Source organism: Xanthobacter nonsaccharivorans, from assembly GCF_043194755.2.
Lineage (GTDB): Bacteria > Pseudomonadota > Alphaproteobacteria > Rhizobiales > Xanthobacteraceae > Xanthobacter > Xanthobacter autotrophicus_G.
In genome coordinates, this window is record NZ_CM195526.1 from 2033684 (window position 1) to 2054101 (window position 20418).

Here is a 20418-nt window from a genome sequence, read left to right on the forward strand (position 1 = left end):
CTCCGGATCAGCCCGGCTCGATGCCTGGAGGGATTGGGTCGAATGGCCTAGTATCAGTCCCCATTGCCTCGGGTGCCGCCGCCAACATATCCCCAACGTCCAAATTTGAACGGTCAACCGCCGATATCGGTCTGAGGCCGTTTGCCGGTGCTGCGTCGATTGTCTTCGGCGTCTGCCGTAGGCCCATCGCCGAGAGATCAAGGACGAGCGGTTGCAGCAGCATGCGGGTCGCCTCGCCGCCGCGCGACAACACGTCGATGAAATCTTCCTGATTGGGCTGTCCAAGAGCCAGGCGATAGATCATGCGCTGCTCTCGAAGTTGGGCGAAACGCGCAACATCGCGCCCAAAAGGGCGCTCGAAAACATGACGACTGATTTCGGCACCGTCGAGCACCCACCATGGGCGAAGGCCACTCACATCGACGGAACGTTCCGCGTGCCTCTGCACACATCGCCAGGGTGAATCGTCCGCCATCGTGGAATCTCTCAGCACCTCGTCTCGCAACATTGCCGCAAGCCGGCGTCTGACGGCCAAGCCCGCATAGCGCTGGATACGACCTTCACGTTGCTCAAGGTCGAGCGGGTTGGATGAGAGATCCCAATGAACCACGTGCGAACACCAGGGGTGAAAATCCAGGCCCTCCTGCCCGACCGACGTCGTCGCCAGGACATGCGGCCAGAAGGGCGTGTTGAAGCTCCGGCGAACTTCATCGGGTCGAGCTGGAGCGGCTTGCGCCACGCCGCCATCCACATTGACGACGGGCTCGGTCTCGGCATCGCCAAACGGCACGGCGACATGGCAACGCACCGGGATCTTGTGCGGCGGTCCGCCAACTCCATGAAAGCTGAAGCTGCCGGCACGAAGCCCGAGCGACGATTGCAGATCCTTGGCGAGACCAGCGGCGCCCTCCTGGAGATTTTGGGCACGTAACCAGAAATGCTCGTCGAGGACGCTTTCGAACCCGCCATCAACGACCGCGCCCATGACTTGCTCGACAGCACTTTTCCCCGGCAGCGATGACAGGATCACCGGATTGTCGAGATAGCCGCGCAGTCCCTGCCAACTGAGCTGGACCAGCTCCGGATAACGTGCCGGGTCAAGGATCGTCGGGTCATGTCGCAGCAACGCCCGGCCGAGCGCGACCCCAGGCGCCCCAATCGCATAGTCCACGAGGTCCGAAAGCTCGGCGGGGGACAGCCGCTCAATCGGCTGCGCCTGGCGCCATTTCCGGACCGCGGACTGCGCGGCACGATCATCACCGATCGCGCTGCTCCAGCCGGCGGCGGACTGTTCCGCGATACCTGCCGTCTGTTCGATCGACGCCAGGGTCCGCGCAATCGACCTATGTCTCCGGCGGGCCTTCACGGTGTCCCGTTCGATGATGCCTTTGGGCAAAGCGGCGAGAATCTGCCGTCGAACCTCTTTGCGAACGGCGCTGAGCGTCGCCCCGGCTTTCGCGAGCGGGTCGGTGTTGCGGATCAGCCATGGCGATGGGTGAAATGCGGCCATCACAGGCCCGGGAACGGCCGCCAATTTGAAACGGCGGCGCTTGTAGGCTTTCTCATAGCCGCCATGTTTCTTGGGCAGACAGTGCGCTTCGACGCCAAAGCTCAGAAGCGCGGCCACGCTAGGTGGTGTTGCGCGAAAACGGCTGAACATCAGGAGCTTGGGGTCAACCGTCAGGCTATCCCAACCTGCGTCAAGCGGCCACCAGGGAAATGACGGGGCGACCCATGGCAGCGACAGTAGCTTGGGCGGAACGACGCTGCTGAGAGCGCGCAGCTTCGCGTCGGGCCATGCCGTTGGCACATTGAGTTTGTTGCGACGTTCGCGCGTCATCCTTGTGAGCTTCGGGGCTGCCTTGATTTTGGCGCGCTTCCAAGCCGCGTAGCGGGGACCGAGAGACTGAGCCGGCAGCGGAACGGAGGACCAATATGGCAGCGCCTCATAACGCATCTGCTCGGCGAAACTCTCCACGAGATGCCGATAGACCCGAAAATCCTCGGGCGACGGGTCCGCATCAAGGAACTGCGTAGCGGCCAGCGGATCGGCCGACGCCACGCTGTCCCGCTCCGTGCGCGACATGACCGGCGTCAGCAGGCCGCGAAGCTCATCTCTCAGCCTGGCGGCTTCAGCGACCTCGACACCCAACTCGGGATGGCTCGCATCGGCATGCGCCGCGATGTCACGCAGCTTGTCGCCGAAATCGGAAAAGAGCGTCTTCGCGCGTTCGCGGACATCGGGGCCGGCAAGAAACTCGATCAATTCCAGAAGTTCCGCGTGAGCAAGCGCGCCGCGCGCCTCCTCCCACCGTGTGCTCAGAACCCGATAAGGTGTCGCGCTGAGCAGCAAAATCGCCGGCGGGACAACCGAGCCTTCAGGTTCCAGAAGCGCCTTGAGAAGAGGATCGGCGTCCTTTTCGTCGAGAATCTGCCGGTAGCGCTGAAACTCATCGAGAACGACCAGATCGGGTGGCTGGTGGCGGAGCGTCGCCAGCGCCAGGGCGCGCCGGAGGCGGCCAACGAAGGTGGTCGGCTTGAGGGGCTTTATCTTCCTGTCCGCATCACCATGCACCGCCAGATCGAGCATCGCGCGTACCGACTCGCCGAATTCGGCCGCCAGGGCTTCGCGAAACCGCTGGCGCAGATGGGACGGCGAAGCCGCGAATTTGATCTCCGCGTCCTTGACGGCCCAGTCCCACGACCCCCGCGCGCTAAGCCGCAATATGTCCGGATCAAGATCGCGGGCGAAAGCGGGATAGGTCTGCTCGAGCAACACTTTCAGGAACGCTCGCTCTTCCTTGCGTCCTCCCGTGAGACGCGCACGCGCACCCGGAAAAGACGTCGCAGGGGTCAATGCGTAAATAAGGACGGGATTTTTCGGCCGCTTCGCGATTGCAATCAGCGAAAGTCGATCCGGTGTTGCGGTTGCGGCCTTGCGCTGTGAATCACCTAGGAAACCAACGACGCGGCCCTTGTTCTGGTGCGAGACCGCATGACCATTGGCGATATAGTAAATCACCAAAGGCTGACGGCCATCCTCGGACAAGCGACGAGCCAGTTCCTTCGCCACGACCGTCTTTCCGAGACCGACTTCATCGGCCACCAGAAAGCGACGGCGCCCCGTCGGGTCGGCGAAGGCCGTAAGCGCCGCATTGACGGCGGCTTCCTGGAACGGCTTCGGCGCGATCACCGGCGTTTGCCCTTGATCTCGGCGGCGCCGAGCCCGCTCCGGAGCTTGCCCCACAACTCGTCAAAGCGTCTCAGCATCTCCGCGGTTTGCGGGTCTTCCTGCCCGGCCTGCTCAAGGACGGCCGGCAGATATTGAGAGACCCTTCGCTCGATCTCGCGGAACTTGTCCGGGTCGCGCGCCCATGCCGCCAACATCTCTTCCAGGGTCGGCAATGAGGAATCGAGCGCCGGATCCGCTCCCAAGCCTGCCCGTTCCCGCGGCTCGTCATTCGTCCAGTCGCCTTCGCCCTGCCGATCGTCATCCGCGAGCAATCCGGCCAGCCAGAGGAGGAAGCCTCTAGCGCCGAGAAAGCGCACGAATGCGGCACGGTCGCGATCCTCCCCGAAAGGCGGCTCCGCCGGCGCTCGTTGCAGCCATGTGAGGCCTTTGTCCCCACGGCTCACTCGCAAGCGCACGAACTCGCTTCGTTCCGCAGGGACGACAGACCCCAAATGCACGACGGCTTGCCCTGCCGGCCAGACCAGGAGCTCGCCGTGAAGCGCGCCCACTTGGAGCACGATGTCGGATTCGTCGGGATGTGGACCGCCAGGATGGAGATCGGAGCGGTGGGTGAGGCGTATCCCCTCGCCATCGATGTTGAGCTCCGCCGCCCATCGCGCCGCGACCTGGGCGCGTGCCCGTTCGAGCGCCTCCTCTTCCAGGGCCGCCGCATCCGGCAAATGTTCCATGCTGGGCGCTTCAACGAGACGGGCCGAACCGAGAAGCGCCTTCAGCCCTTTCTCAACCGGTTCGGTGACGAGCAACTCGGCTATCACCTCGGCGTTGCGTCCGGTCCAGGCGCGCAGGGTCGCGTTCGCGCTTCCCAACCATAGCGTCCGCTTGCGCCCGGACCGCATGAACAGCAGCTTGGCATGAAGGCCGCGGCCTACCTCTTCTTCCTCATCGTCGGCCGGAATGACATCGGCTGCCGACGCTGCGGGCTGCCGGCCAGGCTCGGGATCGCCGATGGGATAATCAGGCGCGTCCAGCGCGAGCAGATCGTCGAACGCCGCCAGCGACGGGCCGATTCTCTCGATCTCGCGTATTGTCGTCAGGAGCACGCTTCGCGCCGGTTTCGCCCCCTTCTGTATCTGTCGGGCAAGGAAGTTCTTGTCGATAAAGGGGCTTACGACCACGACTTCATCCGTTCCCGGCGGCGGGACGGGAACGGGCTGGTCTCCGGTTCCGGCCGACCAGCGAATCCGCTCGACGCGCACGCCCGCTGGCGCCCGCCAGGCCACCTTTGCAATGGTCGCCGCGAGAGTGGCGGAACGCTGGCCTTTGAGTGCGGCCCTGTCAGCGAGCGCGCGCGCCAGCTCGTCCGCGCCGGGGATCGGAGCGCCGCCATTCGCGCCGGAAACGAGCAGGAGCCCAATGTCGCGATTCACGCATTCGGTGAGATTCCGGCTCCCGATCCAGAGCCGCCAGCCGATCTCGCCGTCCACGCTTCGCGTTCGAACCAGGGCGGCCTTGGGATGCCAGCTATGGGTCGCCTCATCAAAATCGACTTCGCGCACGAACTGGTCCAAGACCGCCGCGATGCGCGGTGTCCGGCGCATTTTCGCAAGGCGGCCGCGCTGGATGACAATGCGCGCCTTCCCCCGCAGCCGCTCGACCGCATCGGCGAAATCGGACGGACTGCCTCGGCCCGCATCGGTGTCCTTGCCTGCCAGGGCGAGCAAAGTCGCGCCGATTGATCCCAGATCCGCCGAATAGGACGCCAGCAAAGCCAGTTCGACGCTTTCATCGGGACCGGGACGCAGACCCTCGAGGAACGAGAGCGCCGGCCAGCTATCGACCGCGCCGCTCATTCGGCGTCCGCCAGATCGTTGAGGAGCGTGCTGACTTGCTCCCATCTATAGTGGAGCGGCCCCGCGAGACCATGTTCGTCGCTCGACCATTCGAGACGCCGAGCACGTCCATTGGGTGTCAAAGCAAGCCGCGCGCGCGGCCCCTTGCGGGCTTCAGCCGCGGCATAGACGCCGAAGAGCGGGGCCGGATTCCACGATTTCGATGCTATCCAGTCCTTGGTGGCTGTCAGGACAGCACGCAATTTGAGCGGGAGCGCACCAGTGTCCGCCTCAAGCGCATCGACATCGAGCTTGGCCGCGACGGCACCGTGCTCTTCGACAATAGCTGCAAGGTGGTCGCGATGTCGGGTCGATGTCTCCCGCTTGTCGTCGGTCTCTAAGATCCGCTCCAGAAGCGCATCATAGACAGCACGGCCCACGCCCGCGAGACTTGCGGCCTGTTGCGCCCGCACAAGCGCGGCCTGGTCGGGGCCAGCGATCGCGCGGGCCTCGGCGGCCCACATACCAGGTGGCGCTGCTGCCTCTGTCCGCACCAGCCTCGCGAGCAGGGAAAGCTCATGGCCGCCATTGCGGCGCAACTGAGCAAGCCGCTCGCGCAAGAACGCCGCTTCTGCGGTCGCCAGCCGAAGGGTGATGTGCCCGCCACGCCAGTTATCCGGCCGCTCAGGGAGCGGCACGAATGGCGGATCGAAACTGAGAAGCGGCTGGCCATCGTCATCGGTTGCCGCGCCCGCGCTCTTCAGCAGCCGATGCGCTTGCGCCCGCGAAATGGTCCGTCCATCCAGGCGCGGACGCAATATTCCCCAGACCGCCAGCGCATTCCAATACACAGTCGACGGCGGCTGGCTCGACGGCTTGGGGAAGACGCGCCCTCCGATCACCTGGGATTCGCCTACATCCTTGAGCCGGCCGGCGAGTTCCCTTTCGCGTTCGCGCAGAGCACGCACAGCGGCCGGCCCCGTCAGGCCTGCCAGATCCTCGAACAGCCAGGGCACGAAGATTATATAGCGGGCGCGGGTGTGCAGCACCGACGTGCCCGGAAAGAAGCGGTCGGCATAACGCTGATGGATCGTGAGGAAGCCGATCTCATCGCGCACGCCCATGGATTCTTCGTCCATCTGCGCCTTGGCGCGCGCCAGCGCTTCGCGCGACAGATAGGTCCATCCCAAAGCAGGCTCGATTGGTGGGCCGCGCCTCATGCGGGACGGTCTTGCCGATTGTTGCACGGCTCTCAGCCCCACAAGGAGGACAAGGGCGCCGCGGCCAACCTGTCGCCGAAGGGCACGAGATCGGTACTGTCATAGAGCACGACGCCGTAGGCGAACCGCTCCTTGCACGCCTCGGCCAAGGTCCGCAGGCCCGCAAAGTCGCTGGACTTCACCGTCGCGGCGGCCTTCACCTCGATCCCCACGATCATGCCGTCGTCGCGTTCCAGCACGATGTCCACCTCATGCATCTGCTGGTCACGGAAATGGTAAGGCGTCAGTCGCAGGTCCGACGCCGTCATGAGCTTCAGGACTTCGGAGAACACGAAGCTTTCGAGGAGTGCGCCAAACACGCCGCGGTCCGCCTTCACCCGATCGAAGCTCAATCCGCACGCCGTGGCGAGCAGGCCGGAATCGAGGAAATGCAGCTTCGGCGTCTTCGCGATCCGTTTCAGCGCGTTCGTGTACCAGGGCTGCAATGTCGAGACGAGGAACACCTGCTCCAACAGCGCGACATAGCGCTGTCCTGTCTTGTGGCTGACATTGATGCTGGAGCCGAACTGCGAGTAGTTGACCAACTGTCCCGAATGCTCCGCGAGGAGCCGGACGAACTTCGGCAGCTCGGTCAGCTTCTCGATCTCGGCAATGTCTCGCAGGTCGCGGGTCAGAACTGACGTCAGATAGGACCGTGCCCAATCCTGCCGCCGCCGTTCGCTCTCACGGCTGATCGCCTCGGGAAAGCCTCCGAGCAACGCGAGCTCGACGAGGTCGTCGCCGACAATCGCCTCCCGCTCCCCCTGCAGCTTCCCCGCGAACAGGCGTTCCAGGAAGGTCGGCGTCTTGCCTTTTATTTCTGCGCGAGCCAGCGGCAGCATCCGGAGAGTTTCCATCCGCCCCGCCAGGCTGTCGGCGACCCGAGGCAAGGTGAGCACATTGGCGGAGCCCGTCAGCAGAAAGCGGCCAGGGCGATAGTCCTCGTCCACCGACTTCTTGATTGCCAGCAGCAGGTCGGGCGCGCGCTGGATCTCGTCGATGATGGCTTTATCCAGACCACGAATGAAACCGGCCGGATCGGACTGTGCAGCGTCGAGGACCGTCTGATCGTCGAGCGTGATATAGGTTCGGCCCGCCTCCCCCATCTTCCGGACGAGCGTGGTCTTGCCGGCCCGGCGCGGTCCTACGATCAGGACCACCGGGGTATCTGACAGGGCTTCCTCTGCCCGACGCTCCACGAGCCGCTCGTACATGCCGCTTTCCGAATCTCTGACTATTGGAACTATGAAGCATGACAATTGGAAGTCAATGGTCTGTCGATTGGAACTGGTAGAGCCGTTATCTGGAAATGGGTATGGGGAAAGCCTTCCCCTGCGGCCGAGCCTGCCGTCTCGGCCTACCCCATCTGCGGGGGGACCCCGCAACGCCCCCAAGAGTGAGAGTGCAGGCCGGGTTTCCGTGACGGGTTGAGGGCTGGAGGAGAGGCCTCCGGCGCCCGTCGCGGAGACCCGCGATGTCCAGACATGATGCGCGCGCCCGTTCCGGCTCCGACCGGACGAGCCTCTATGATGAAATCACCGGCAGGATTCTCGCCGAGCTGGAGGCCGGCCGGCTTCCCTGGGTTCAGCCTTGGGGGACAGCGGCGGCCAAGGCGCCCCTCGCCATGCCCAGGAACGCGGCCACGGGACGCTGCTATTCGGGCGTCAATGTGCTGATCCTCTGGGGCGCCGTCATCCAACACGGCTTCCCCTGCCAGAGCTGGCTGACCTTTCGCCAGGCCCTCTCGCTCGGCGGCCATGTCCGCCGGGGCGAGCACGGCATCACCGTTGTTTACGCCGACCGCTTCGTCCCCGACGACGAGAAGCGACGCGCCCGCGAGACTGGCGAGGACGCCCAGGCCATCCCCTTCCTCAAGCGATTCACGGTCTTCAACCTGGCGCAATGCGAGGACCTGCCCGAAGACCTCACTGTTGCCGCGCCGCCACCTGAGCCCGGCCTGATCGAGCCAAGGGTCGAGGCGCTCATCAAGGCAAGCGGAATCGATTTCCGCATCGGCGGCGACCGCGCCTTCTATGTGCCTGTGCACGATTATGTCATGGTCCCGCCGCCCCAGGCGTTTTTCGAGCCGATCAACTGGCATCGAACGGCCCTGCATGAATGCTCCCATGCCAGCGGGGCGCCGCACCGTCTGAACCGCGATATGTCGGGCTCCTTCGGTTCCCGAAAGTACGCATTCGAGGAGCTGGTCGCCGAGATTTCGGCGGCGTTCTGCTGCGCGGCCCTCGGCATCGTGCCGACCGTGCGCCACGCCGACTATATCGGCTCGTGGGCCGAGGTCCTGCGCGAGGACAATCGCGCCATCGTTCGCGCCGCATCCCAGGCCAGCAAGGCGGCCGACTTCCTGCTCGGCTTTCTCCCCGAGGACGCACGCCCTTTGCCGGCGCCCGCCCACACCGACGAGCGGGAGGCGGCCTGATGACAACGCGCTTCCGCGGCGAGCATCTGCTCGAGAACGCCGCAGGATTTCTGGCCGGCGCCCAGCACCTATCCCGGGACGGCCGCCACTCCCGTGAAATCCTGCTGCACCACATCGCCTGTGCGATCGAACTGTCGCTGAAATCCTTCCTGCAATTCCGAGGTTGGAGCGATGAACGGTGCCGGCTCGAAATCCGGCACGATCTGACCAAGGCGTTGGATGCCGCTGAAGGGCTCGGCTTGCATCCGAGCTACCCAGACCTCCATTCGCTCCTCGCGATCCTCTCGCCCTACTATTGCCGCCACCGCATTCGCGATCTCGCGGCGCACGAGCCGGCGCTCCTGTCGTCGCAGCAGGCGCTCAAGGCGGCAGAGGAACTCTTGAGCGATGTCACCGCCGCTTGTCCCAAGGGTTCCGCGCTCGGCGGGCGCTCGTCATCGAGCCCCTGAGAGGAAGAGGGTCGAGGGATTTTCGTGACGGGTTGGAGGCCGAGAGAGAGGCTTTCGGCCGCCCGTCGCGGAGTAAATCCCGATGGCTACTGCCGTTCAGAAGATCACCCTGTCGTCCTCGCGCGACATTCCCTTCAACAAGCTGGTGCTGAGCCAGTCGAACGTCCGGCGCGTGAAAGCTGGCGTCTCGATCGATGACCTAGCGGCCTCGATCGCCCGCCGCGGCCTGATCCAGAGCCTCAACGTCCGCCCCGTCCTCGACGCCGAGGGCCAGGAGACCGGCATGTTCGAGGTTCCGGCCGGCGGCCGCCGCTACCGGGCGCTGGAGCTTCTGGTGAAGCAGAAGCGCCTGGGCAAGACCGCCGCGGTGCCCTGCGTGGTGCGCGACCCCTCAACCGCCATTCTCGCCGAGGAGGATTCGCTCGCCGAGAATATCGAGCGCGCGCCGCTGCATCCCCTCGACCAGTTCCGTGCGTTTCAGGACATGCGCCTGAAGGGCCAGTCCGAGGAGGATATCGCGGCGGCCTTCTTCATTCCCGTCAATGTCGTGAAGCAGCGCTTGCGCCTGGCCGCGGTCGCGCGGTCGCTCCTCGATGTCTATGCCGAGGACGGCATGACGCTGGAGCAGCTCATGGCCTTCACCGTCTCGGCCGACGAGGCGCGTCAGGTCCAGGTCTGGGAGTCGATCCGCAACTCCTGGTCCAAGGAGCCCTATCAGATCCGTCGCATGCTGACCGAAAGCACGGTGCGCGCGTCCGACAAGCGGGCGATCTTCGTCGGGCTCGACGCCTATGAGGCCGCCGGTGGCAGCATCATGCGCGATCTGTTCCAAGCCGACGACGGCGGATGGCTGCAGGACCCGGCGCTGCTCGATCGCCTGGTTTCGGAGAAACTGAAGATCATAGCCGACGATATCGCGGGCGAAGGCTGGAAATGGATCGAGGTCGATGTCAGCCATCCCTACGATGTCGCGCGTGGACTGCGCGGGATTACCGGCACGCCGGTTGATCTGACCGACGAGGAGCGCGCGACGATCGAAGCCCTCAACGCCGAATACGCCAAGCTTGAGGCGGAATATGAAGGCGCTGACGAACTGCCCGACGATGTGGACGAGCGGCTTGGCGAGATCGAGACGGCGCTGAACGCCTTCGACCAGCGGCCCGCCATCTATGATCCGGCCGACATCGCCCGCGCCGGCGTCTTCATCAGCATCGACTCCGATGGCTCGCTCTCGATCGATCGCGGTTATGTGCGCCCGGAGGACGAAGCGCCCGTGACCATCGAAACCGATGGCGGTGACGCCAGCCAGGGCGCCGAGGGCTCCGATCCGGTGGCACCGTCGGTGCAGCGGGCCGTCATCACCATCGGCGGCCAGTCGGCCGAGACCGAGGATGACGAGGAGGAGACGATCAAGCCCTTGCCCGAACGGCTCGTGATGGAGCTGACCGCGCATCGCACGCTGGCACTGCGCGACGCACTGGCGAACAATCCTCATGTCGCCCTGACGGCGCTGCTGCACAAGCTCGTCACCGACACCTTCCTGCGCAGCTCGACCACCGGCGGGTGCCTGGAAGCCAGCGTCCGGCACGTCTTCTTCCCCGTGCAGGCCGCCGACCTGAAGGACAGCGCGTCCGCCAAGGCTGTCAACGAGCGGCAGGAGGCCTGGAAGACCGACATCCCGCAGGAGGATCAGGCGCTGTGGGACTGGCTCGACGGACTGGACGGGGCCAGCCGTCTGGCGCTGCTCGCCCATTGCGTCAGCTACGGCGTCAACGCGCTGTTCGAGAAGGTCGACCGTTATGGCGGCTCCGGCGTCTCGCAGCACAGCCTCGAACGCCGCCTCGGTCAGGCTGATCGTCTGGCCCGCGCGGTCCGGCTCGACATGGTTGAAGTCGGCTGGACGCCTACCGTCAATAACTATCTCGGCCGCGTGACCAAGCCGCGCATCCTCGAAGCCGTGCGCGAAGGGGCTGGCGAGCGGGCCGCGCAACTCATTGACCATCTGAAAAAGGGCGACATGGCCAAGGAAGCGGAACGGTTGCTGGCCGACAGCGGCTGGCTACCCGAGCCGCTGCGCCTCACCGAGGTCGAACCGGCCACCGGGTTGGCGGTCGAGGGCGACGGTGAGACCGAGGCGCTGCCGGAATTCCTCACCGGCGATGATGAGACCTCGGCCGACAACGAAGATGATCCTGCCCACCTTATCGCTGCCGAATAGGCGAGACGGCGCGGCGGCAATCGTTGCCTCGCCCGAAATACCAATCCCTCAGAGCCCGGCCCCCTGCGCCACAGGGATCAGCCGGGCTTTTTCTTTGGAGGAGCCGTTGATGGCGTTGGCGCGTCCTGGCCGCTACCAGACGGCCACCTCCCATTGGCCGTTGACGCGCGCGAAGCCGATCGGGCGGTTCTGAGGCTCGGCATTGGGCCGGGTAGGATCCATCGTGAGCTGCGTCATGCAAGTGACGCCAGGCCCGACGCCGCCCGGCGAGCAATCGCCAAGCTTCAGCGTCGCGTTGGCGAGCGAGGTGCCCGTAAAGAGCTTGTGACGCCGCACGGCGTCCGTCGCTTCCTGCTCGGTCGGCTGCGCAAGGCCTGTTACCGCAGCGGCCGAGGTCACGGGAACGAGAACCGGTCGCAGGCCGAACCCCGCACCAAAACCCGCCGCCAGCGCGACCACGGCGATGATCCCGACTGCGCTTCCTTTCATCGTTCGCCTCCTTTCAACCGCGTTTCACAAAAAGACGCGGACAGGCCTCGGGGCCGAACGGATACGCGCCTTGGGATTGTCGGAGAAGTGTAGCCACGCCGTCCGACGATCGAAACCCGTAACCATGAGGATCGCGCCGTGACGAGTGGCTTGTGCGGCGACGCTACGCGCTAAGCCATTGGAGTCAAAGGGAGAGGTCGGCCGGGACGGGTTTGAGCCGGTGCGGTCGAGAGAGAGCGCCGGTCGGCTCGCCCCGTTCCCGCTCTCCCGAGGTTCCCTCCATGAACGACCTTTCCGTCACCGCGGCCCTCGCGGCCGCGCCGTTTCCGCTTGTTGCCACCGACACCGGGTCCGCTATCGCCGCGGCCGCCGGCCATCTTCTTCCCCCTCTCGACCGAGGTCAGCGCATCGACGCTGCGATGCTGCGCGCGGCCATGAAGGACGCCTTCGGCGCCTCCGATGCGTCTGGCGCCTGGGATTGGAAGACCGCCTACGACGCCGGCGAGGCGGCGACGGTGCTGTTTCTCCGCAAATACGGAAAGGCGCTTTTGCGCAAAGCCGGTTCTCCGGCGGCCGCACTGCCGATGCTGGCGAGGATCGCCAGCCTTCTCCCTACCCACACTCGGCGCTCCGAGGAGAGCGAGACGTTTCAGCAGTTCTCGACACCGATTCCGCTCGGGTTCGCTGCCGCGACCGCGGCGTCGATCACGCCGGCCGACCGCGTGCTGGAGCCCTCGGCCGGCACCGGCCTGCTCGCCATTCTCGCCGAGCTCTCCGGCGCGTCGCTGGTCTTGAACGAACTGGCGGAGACTCGCGCCGGTCTTCTCGCCCACCTCTTCCCGACCGTTCCCGTCACCCGCTTCGACGCCGCCCAGATCAACGATCATCTCGATGCCGGGATCGTGCCGAGCATCGTTCTGATGAACCCGCCGTTCTCGGTGATGGCGAACGTCTCCGGCCGCATGGCCGACGCCGCCTATCGCCATATCGCCTCCGCACTGGCGCGCCTGGCTGACGGCGGACGTCTCGTGGCGATTACCGGTACGAGCTTCGCGCCCGACGCGCCGGCGTGGCGTGAAGCCTTCGTCCGGCTTCAGGAGCATGGCCGCGTCGTGTTCTCGGCCGCAGTCGATGGCTCGGTCTACGCAAAGCATGGCACGACGATCGACACGCGGCTGACTGTCATCGACAAGTCGCCGGCCGACGATCCCACAGTCGTCGCCACCTCGCGCGGCACCGCGCCGGACGCCGCCACGCTGCTCGGTTGGGTAATCCGCGATATGCCAGCGCGCTTGCCGGTCACCGCATCCATGGCGGCCCAGGCCACGCTGCGTCCCGCAGTTCCCCGCACCGTGCGCGGCTACCTCGCCCGATCGCGTTCGTCGGCGCCCAAGACCACCGTTCTGGGCGAACCCGAAGGCGTCGATCTCGCCTATGAGGCCATCGACTGGCAGCCGGCCGAGGGTTCCCGGCTCACGGATGCGATTTATGAAGAATACGGATTGCAGTCGATCCGTATTCCCGGCTCTCAGGCCCACCCGACGAAGCTCGTGCAGTCCGCTGCGATGGCCTCGGTCGCGCCGCCCAAGCCGAGCTACCGGCCGCGCTTGCCGGCACGCCTTCTCGTGGAGGGCCTGCTGTCCGACGCCCAGCTCGAGACGGTGATCTATGCCGGCGAGGCCCATGGCGATTATCTCGCCGGATCGTGGACGGTGGACGAGACCTTCGACGTCATCTCCGCCGCGCGCGAGGATGCCCCGAACGCCGTCCGCTTCCGGCGCGGCTTCATGCTCGGCGACGGCACTGGCGCCGGCAAAGGCCGTCAGAGCGCCGGCATCATCCTCGACAACTGGATGCAGGGTCGCCGCAAGGCCGTCTGGATCTCGAAGTCCGACAAGCTGATCGAGGACGCGCAACGCGACTGGTCGGCGCTCGGCATGGAGCGGCTGCTGGTGACGCCGCTCTCGCGCTTCCGCCAGGGAACGCCGATCCGGCTGCCGGAAGGCGTCCTATTCACCACCTATGCCACGCTACGCTCCGACGAGCGTGGCGAGAAGGTTTCGCGCGTCCGTCAGATCGTCGATTGGTTGGGCTCCGATTTCGATGGAGTGATCATTTTCGACGAGAGCCACGCCATGCAGAACGCCGCGGGCGGCAAGGGTGAACGCGGTGACCAGGCCGCATCGCAGCAAGGACGTGCAGGCTTACGCCTTCAACACGCGCTGCCGAACGCGCGCGTGGTCTACGTATCCGCTACCGGCGCGACCACGGTCCACAATCTGGCCTATGCGCAGCGGCTCGGTCTCTGGGGCGGCGAGGATTTTCCATTCTCGACCAGGTCCGAGTTCGTGGAGGCGATCGAGGCCGGCGGCGTGGCGGCCATGGAAGTGCTCGCGCGCGACCTGCGAGCGCTGGGGCTCTACACGGCCCGCTCGCTCTCCTACGATGGCGTCGAATACGAGCTGGTCGAGCACCAGCTCACGCCCGAGCAGACGCGCATCTATGACGCCTATGCCGGGGCGTTCTCCATCATCCACAACAACCTGTCGGCGGCGATGGAGGCCGCCAATATCACGGGCGACAAGGGCACGCTTAATGCGCAAGCCAAATCCGCGGCTCGATCGGCCTTCGAATCCGCCAAGCAGCGCTTCTTCGGTCATCTCCTGACCAGCATGAAGACGCCGACCCTGATCCGCTCCATCGAGCGCGATCTGGCGGAGAGCCATGCCGCCGTCATCCAGATCGTTTCGACGGGCGAAGCGCTGATGGAGCGCCGCCTGGCTGAGATTCCGACCGACGAGTGGAACGACGTCCGTGTCGACATCACCCCGAGGGAATATGTGCTCGACTATCTCGCCCATTCCTTCCCGGTGCAGCTCTACGAGCCGTTCACGGATTCCGAAGGCAACCTGTCGTCACGCCCGGTCTATCGCGACGGCCAGCCCGTCGAGAGCCGCGAAGCCGTCGCTCGCCGCGATCGGCTGATCGAGCACCTGGCGTCGTTGGCGCCGGTTCCTGGCGCGCTCGACCAGATCGTTCAGCGCTTCGGTACAGACATCGTCGCCGAGGTCACCGGCCGTTCGCGCCGTATCGTGCGCAAAGGCGACCGGCTTGTGGTCGAGCGCCGCGCCGGATCGGCCAATCTCGCCGAGACCGCCGCCTTCATGGACGACGTGAAGCGGATCCTCGTCTTCTCCGACGCGGGCGGCACAGGTCGCAGCTACCACGCCGAGCTGTCCGCCCGAAATCGGCGGCTGCGCGTCCACTATTTGTTGGAGCCGGGTTGGAAGGCCGACGCCGCCATTCAGGGCCTCGGCCGCACCAATCGCACTAACCAGGCGCAGCCGCCGCTCTTTCGCCCCATCGCGACCGACGTGAAGGCCGAGAAGCGCTTCCTCTCCACGATCGCCCGGCGTCTCGACACTTTGGGCGCGATCACGCGGGGCCAACGCCAGACCGGCGGCCAGGGCCTGTTCCGCCCCGAGGACAATTTGGAGAGCCACTATGCCCGCGATGCGCTGCGTCAGCTCTACCTGCTGCTGGTGCGCGGCAAGGTCGAAGGCTGCACGCTCCAGATGTTCGAAGACGCGACTGGCCTTTCGCTGATGGACTCAAACGGCATCAAGGACGAGCTGCCACCGATCACGACGTTCCTCAACCGCCTGCTCGCCCTGACGATCGAACTCCAGTGCATCCTCTTCACGGCGTTCGAGCAGCTCCTCAACGCCAAGATCGAGGGCGCCATCGCCAGCGGCACCTACGACGTCGGACTGGAAACGCTGAGGGCGGAGAGCTTCGTCGTCACCGACCGGCGCACCATTCACGTCCATCCGGGTACGGGTGCGGAAACCCGCCTGCTGACGATCACGCAGCGGGAGCGCAACCGGCCGGTCACGCTCGACGAGGCGATGGACCTGCTGTCCGATCGTCGGGCGATGCTGCTGGTCAACGATCGCTCCGGCCGCGCCGCCGTTCAGGTGCCGGCGCCGTCGCTCATGTTGGATGACGGCGAGATCGAGCGCCGCGTCCGGCTGATCCGGCCGATGGAGCAGCATCACGCCTCGCTGACCATGATGGCGGAAAGCCACTGGGTCGAAGCCGACCGCGCGGCCTTCGCATCGGCGTGGACCGGCGAGGTCGCCGGCGTACCGGCTTTCTCCGACAGCGCGATCCATGTCGTCGCCGGCCTGCTGCTGCCGATCTGGAAACGCCTGCCGAACGAGTCGACGCGCGTCTACCGGCTGCAGACCGACGACGGCGAGCGCATCATCGGACGCAAGGTTTCGCCCGCCTGGGTCGCGGGCGCGCTGGCAACAGGGACCAGCACGCTGGCGCCAGATAACGCCTTCGCGGCCCTGATCGACGGCAAGACCATCCTCGACCTCGCCGAGGGCCTCCAACTCCGCCGCGTCCGCGTCATGGGCGCCAACCGCATCGAGCTCTCCGGCTTCACCGACACGATGCGCGAGCGCCTCAGCACTTACGGCCTTTTCCATGAGATCATCTCCTGGAAGCTCCGCATGTTCGTGCCGACGGACGCGAGCGGTTTGACCGTGCTTTCGAAGGTCATGGAGCGCTATCCCGTCCAACGAATCGCCGAGCCGGAGGCTGCGTAGCATGGCCCGTCATGACGCATCCCAACTGGCACAACGTCTTGGACGACAGGCCGAGGCTGTGTGCCGGCACTATCTCTCGGCCGGATATCGCGAGGGCCGCTACTGGCTGGTCGGCGACGTTCGCAACACACCGGGCCGCTCGATGTTTGTCCGCCTGAAGGGAGCCGATTCCGGCAGGGGTGCGGCGGGTAAATGGACCGACGCGGCCACAGGCGAACACGGCGATCTCCTCGATGTCATCCGCGAAAGCTGCGGGCTGATCGACTTCAAGGACGTCGCCGAGGAGGCCAGAACCTTCCTGAGCCTGCCCCATCCGGAGCCAGACCCGGACCACCAACGACGCCCGGCATCGGCGCCCGCCGGGTCTCCGGAGGCCGCACGACGGCTCTTCGCAATGTCGCGGCCGGTTACGGGCACAGTCGTAGAGTCGTATCTACGGAAACGCGGCATCACGGCTTTGCACGGAACTGGATCGCTCCGCTTTCATCCACGCTGCTACTACCGGCCGGACGAACATTCGCCGACCGAGACATGGCCGGCGATGATCGCGTCCGTCACCGATCTCGACGGCCGGATCACGGGCGTACATCGCACCTGGCTCAGCCCCGAAGGGAACGGCAAGGCGCCAATCGACACACCGCGGCGGGCAATGGGCGATCTCCTCGGTCATGCGGTCCGGTTCGGCACGGCGCACGATGTGATCGCGGCCGGCGAAGGCATCGAGACGATCCTGTCACTCCGCATGGCCCTACCAGGCCTGCCAATGGCGGCTGCGCTCTCGGCCGCACACCTTGCCGCCATCCTGTTCCGCGCGCCACTTCGCAGGCTCTACATCGCTCGCGACGATGATCCGGCCGGAGATGGCGCACGCGATAGCCTGGTCGAACGGACGCAGACGGCCGGCATCGAGGCGATTGTGCTGTCGCCGACGCTTGGGGACTTCAACGAGGATCTCCGCACCCTCGGCATCGGCGCGCTGCGGGCAGCGATCCGCCAGCAGCTCGCCCCGGAGGACGTCGCCCGTTTTCTCACCTTGGCGGCATAGCCGGAAGGGGCAAGCGCGCGGCAGCGGCGCCCGTCATCGGTCTCGCACGAGGCTGCATCCCGTTGCGCCGGAGAGGACCGCGACCCGGCCTTCGAGAGGGCGATCGGCCGTCAAGCGGCCCGGACCGGCAATGGCTGCGCCCGGCTATTTTCCGGCGCGCTCCAGAGGAGCGCTTTCCATCGCGAAACAAAATAGCCGGCCTTCGCCATCCGGCGCGATGCTTGGCCCTGCGCTGACGCTCCGGGTGCAGGTCCGGCCCGCCCGACGGCTTTCGTCGCCAGAAGGCCGCGAGGGTCGCGGTCGAACCGACGAAGGAGCATCCCATGGCGAACGAACACGACGACGGCTTCGAACCGCACCACGCCTCATCCCCCACCGACCATGTCCTGACCGAACTCCAGCTCTACGGCTTTCATCCCTTTCAGGACGAACCCGATCCGAGGCCACTTCCCGAAGGCCAAGCCGTCGCCGGGGCCATCGCCGACATCTTCGACGCCCTGATCGCCACCCTCGAGGACACCCGCCTCGAACCCGACCTCGATGACCTCCTCTGGTCGACCGTCAACCTCTTCCATCGCGCCACCGACCGGATCGAACGCGAACTCGACGACAATGAGCAGGCGCAGCGCCGCGGCCAGCGCGAACAGGACGGCTCGGAGGTGAAGTCGGTAGAACTCGAACGTCTCACCGCCGAAGGGCAGACCATGATCGAGCGCCGCAACGCCTTCGAGCTGATGCGCGATCAGGCCGCAGAACACTTCGAGCGCCACACCGGATCATCCTGGCGGCCACGCAGCGGATCGATGGTCAATCACCGCGCCATGACTTCAGCGATGATCGACAGCCGCGATTTCCTCGCCGCCAAACGCCGAGCCGAGAGCCAGGTGCTGATCCCGGCGGGTCCGAAGATCGCCGTCACCGGCGGGCTCGACTTCAACGATCACCGGCTTATCTGGGCCAAGCTCGATCAGGTCCACGCCAAGCATCCCGACATGGTGCTGTTGCACGGCGGATCGCCGAAAGGCGCCGAACGCATCGCCGCTCGCTGGGCCGACCACCGCAAGGTTCCGCAGATCGCGTTCAAGCCCGACTGGACGAAGCACGCCAAAGCCGCGCCGTTCAAACGCAACGATCAGATGCTCGCCGTCCTGCCGATCGGCGTGATGGTGTTCCCCGGCACCGGCATCCAGGACAATCTCGCCGACAAGGCGCGCAAGTTCGGCATCCCGGTCTGGAAGTTCGGCAGTGGCGGCGCGTGAGCGCCGCCAGCCTCACCTGCAAATATTCGACAACGGGAACGCAGCCCACAACTGTTTGCGAATTTTCGTGCAGGGCTGCGAATTGCCCTCGCTAAAGTCCTAATTGCACGGCGTCGCCAATATCAGGTGTGCGAAGTCCCGACATAGTCGGGAATTCATTGCGACAAGATATTGTTGCAGAAAGGGAAGGCTATTATCCAGCGCAGCATGAGAGTTTCGCCACATCCTTGGCAAATCCTTGGGCAGCGAGTTTCAGCCCCTCCACGGTAGTGAGATAGGGGAAAATCATCTCGCCGAGAGCCTTCGCCGTCATGCCGTGCTTTAGCGCCAGCGCCAGAGTCTGGATGCTGTCTGCGCCCTCAGGAGCGAGAATCTGGCCGCCGAGGAGCCGGTCGCTCTTTGCGTCCGCCACCAGCTTGATGAGCCCACGCGTATCGCGGGCCGCGAGCGCGCGCGGCACCTGGTCGAGCGACACCACCGACGTCTTAACGCCGACTCCGCGCTCGATTGCCTGCGCCTCGCTGAAACCGACGCCGGCTACTTGCGGATCGGTGAAGACTACCCAGGGCATGGCGGTGTTGTCATAGACGAGGCTGTCGCCGTTCAGCGCATTGCGCGCCGCGAGCTTGGCACCGTAAGCCGCCATATAGACGAACTGATCGCGCCCTATCACATCGCCGGCGGCATAGACGCCAGATTTCGAGGTGCGCATCCGGTCATCGACGACGATCCCACCATTGGGCGCTAGCCTTATGCCGGCCTCCTCCAGGCCAAGATCCGCGGTGTTGGGCATGCGTCCGGTCGTCACCAGAACCTGCTCGGCGGTGAGCATTTCGGCGCGACCATCCACATCAATGGTCAGCGTGATTTCACCGTCTTGCTGCTCGATCCTGGAATAGGTCAGTCCAATACGAACCGTGATGCCTTCGTCGGCCAGATAGCGAGCAAGTGCTTGCGCTATTTCCGGTTCCGCCTCCGGTAACAGGCGCGAACGCGTGACCATGGTCACGGCGGTCCCGGTGCGGGCGAACATCTGGGCCAACTCGCAGCCAATATAACCGCCCCCGATGACCAGAAGCGAGCGCGGCTGTTCGGCGAGTTCCAGCGCCGTGGTGCTGGTGAGGAAGGGAACATTCTCAATGCCGGGGATGCTCGGCATGGCCGGTGACGCGCCGGTGGCGACGATGATCTTGCCGGCAGCGACTGGGCTGTCGTTCACAAGCACACCAGCGCCATTCAGCCTTGCTGCCCCCTCCAGATAGGCGATGCCGTTATATTCGGGCAGCAGATCGACATATTTCTTCTGCCGGAGTGTTTTGACGAGATCGTCCTTGGCCGCGATCAGAGCTCGCCAGTCAGCGACATGGGCCTCACCGGCGAGGCCAGCGAACCGGCTTGCCGCGCCTGCGCCATGCAGAGCTTCGGCGGCGCGGATCATGGTTTTGGACGGCACACACCCGACATTGACGCAGGTGCCACCGATGAGCCCATGTCCGATGAGAGCCACATTCGCACCTTGCTCGGCGGCCGTGATCGCAGCGGAGAAACCCGCCGATCCCGCGCCGATGACGGCGAGATCATAGCCACTCTTCCGGCTTCCGTCCGTGCTGCAGCAATCGGCCAT

The 20418-nt window shown here is 65.4% G+C and carries 12 protein-coding genes; 6 read left to right on the plus strand and 6 right to left on the minus strand.

Going from position 1 to position 20418, the window contains the following annotated elements; genetic code table 11:
• Window positions 1-7 precede the first annotated feature (7 nt).
• The 4 genes from V5F59_RS09210 to V5F59_RS09225 form a co-directional block, all read right to left on the minus strand.
• Window positions 8-3193: a helicase-related protein gene (locus V5F59_RS09210; RefSeq protein ID WP_393981564.1), complete on the minus strand. Its 3186-nt coding sequence runs from the start codon at window positions 3191-3193 to the stop codon at window positions 8-10.
• Entirely contained in the window at window positions 3190-5043 is a 1854-nt protein-coding gene (locus V5F59_RS09215) for a hypothetical protein (protein ID WP_393981562.1), read from the minus strand. Before V5F59_RS09215 ends, V5F59_RS09210 begins: the two co-directional genes overlap by 4 nt.
• Window positions 5040-6212, minus strand: coding sequence for a DUF6361 family protein (locus tag V5F59_RS09220; protein ID WP_393981560.1), 1173 nt, complete (start codon window positions 6210-6212; stop codon window positions 5040-5042). Before V5F59_RS09220 ends, V5F59_RS09215 begins: the two co-directional genes overlap by 4 nt.
• A gap of 62 nt (window positions 6213-6274) precedes the next feature.
• A complete protein-coding gene (locus tag V5F59_RS09225; RefSeq protein ID WP_393981558.1) occupies window positions 6275-7495 on the minus strand; it encodes an ATP-binding protein in 1221 nt (406 codons plus the stop codon).
• A 260-nt stretch (window positions 7496-7755) separates the two neighbouring features.
• Here V5F59_RS09225 and V5F59_RS09230 point away from each other — a divergent pair, with 260 nt between their 5' ends.
• The 3 genes from V5F59_RS09230 to V5F59_RS09240 all read left to right on the plus strand — a co-directional run bounded on the left by V5F59_RS09230 (window position 7756) and on the right by V5F59_RS09240 (window position 11385).
• Window positions 7756-8718 carry an ArdC family protein gene (locus tag V5F59_RS09230; protein WP_393981556.1) on the plus strand — a complete coding sequence of 321 codons (963 nt, stop codon included), beginning with the start codon at window positions 7756-7758 and terminating at the stop codon, window positions 8716-8718.
• On the plus strand, window positions 8718-9167 hold the full coding sequence (locus V5F59_RS09235; protein WP_393981554.1) for a HEPN domain-containing protein: 450 nt from the start codon (window positions 8718-8720) through the stop codon (window positions 9165-9167). The genes V5F59_RS09230 and V5F59_RS09235 overlap by 1 nt, the downstream gene beginning before the upstream one ends.
• Window positions 9168-9249: 82 nt before the next feature.
• Window positions 9250-11385, plus strand: a complete 2136-nt coding sequence (locus V5F59_RS09240; protein ID WP_393981552.1) for a ParB/RepB/Spo0J family partition protein — start codon at window positions 9250-9252, stop codon at window positions 11383-11385.
• Between the two features lie 132 nt (window positions 11386-11517).
• Here the strand turns inward: V5F59_RS09240 and V5F59_RS09245 are convergent, their stop codons facing one another.
• The gene (locus V5F59_RS09245) at window positions 11518-11874 is read right to left on the minus strand and encodes a hypothetical protein (protein ID WP_393981550.1); all 357 of its coding nucleotides are present in this window, start codon (window positions 11872-11874) and stop codon (window positions 11518-11520) included.
• A 281-nt stretch (window positions 11875-12155) separates the two neighbouring features.
• Between V5F59_RS09245 and V5F59_RS09250 the strand changes: the two genes are divergently transcribed.
• From V5F59_RS09250 to V5F59_RS09260, 3 genes are all read left to right on the plus strand, one after another.
• The gene (locus V5F59_RS09250) at window positions 12156-16490 is read left to right on the plus strand and encodes a strawberry notch-like NTP hydrolase domain-containing protein (RefSeq protein WP_393981548.1); all 4335 of its coding nucleotides are present in this window, start codon (window positions 12156-12158) and stop codon (window positions 16488-16490) included.
• Between the two features lies 1 nt (window position 16491).
• Window positions 16492-17535 (plus strand): DUF7146 domain-containing protein, encoded by a 1044-nt coding sequence (locus V5F59_RS09255; protein WP_393981546.1) that lies wholly within the window; start codon window positions 16492-16494, stop codon window positions 17533-17535.
• Between the two features lie 323 nt (window positions 17536-17858).
• Complete coding sequence (locus tag V5F59_RS09260) at window positions 17859-18794, plus strand: DUF2493 domain-containing protein (protein WP_393981544.1); 936 nt, start codon at window positions 17859-17861, stop codon at window positions 18792-18794.
• 193 nt (window positions 18795-18987) lie between these two features.
• Here the strand turns inward: V5F59_RS09260 and merA are convergent, their stop codons facing one another.
• Complete coding sequence (gene merA, locus V5F59_RS09265) at window positions 18988-20418, minus strand: mercury(II) reductase (protein WP_393981542.1); 1431 nt, start codon at window positions 20416-20418, stop codon at window positions 18988-18990.

Bases quoted from the DNA above. Each gene is read 5' to 3' on its own strand.
- V5F59_RS09260 (WP_393981544.1), top strand. From the start codon at position 17,859: ATGGCGAACGAACACGACGACGGCTTCGAACCGCACCACGCCTCATCC.
- merA (WP_393981542.1), bottom strand. From the start codon at position 20,418: ATGGCCGATTGCTGCAGCACGGACGGAAGCCGGAAGAGTGGCTATGAT.
- V5F59_RS09245 (WP_393981550.1), bottom strand. From the start codon at position 11,874: ATGAAAGGAAGCGCAGTCGGGATCATCGCCGTGGTCGCGCTGGCGGCG.
- V5F59_RS09250 (WP_393981548.1), top strand. From the start codon at position 12,156: ATGAACGACCTTTCCGTCACCGCGGCCCTCGCGGCCGCGCCGTTTCCG.
- V5F59_RS09230 (WP_393981556.1), top strand. From the start codon at position 7,756: ATGTCCAGACATGATGCGCGCGCCCGTTCCGGCTCCGACCGGACGAGC.
- V5F59_RS09235 (WP_393981554.1), top strand. From the start codon at position 8,718: ATGACAACGCGCTTCCGCGGCGAGCATCTGCTCGAGAACGCCGCAGGA.
- V5F59_RS09240 (WP_393981552.1), top strand. From the start codon at position 9,250: ATGGCTACTGCCGTTCAGAAGATCACCCTGTCGTCCTCGCGCGACATT.
- V5F59_RS09225 (WP_393981558.1), bottom strand. From the start codon at position 7,495: ATGTACGAGCGGCTCGTGGAGCGTCGGGCAGAGGAAGCCCTGTCAGAT.
- V5F59_RS09215 (WP_393981562.1), bottom strand. From the start codon at position 5,043: ATGAGCGGCGCGGTCGATAGCTGGCCGGCGCTCTCGTTCCTCGAGGGT.
- V5F59_RS09255 (WP_393981546.1), top strand. From the start codon at position 16,492: ATGGCCCGTCATGACGCATCCCAACTGGCACAACGTCTTGGACGACAG.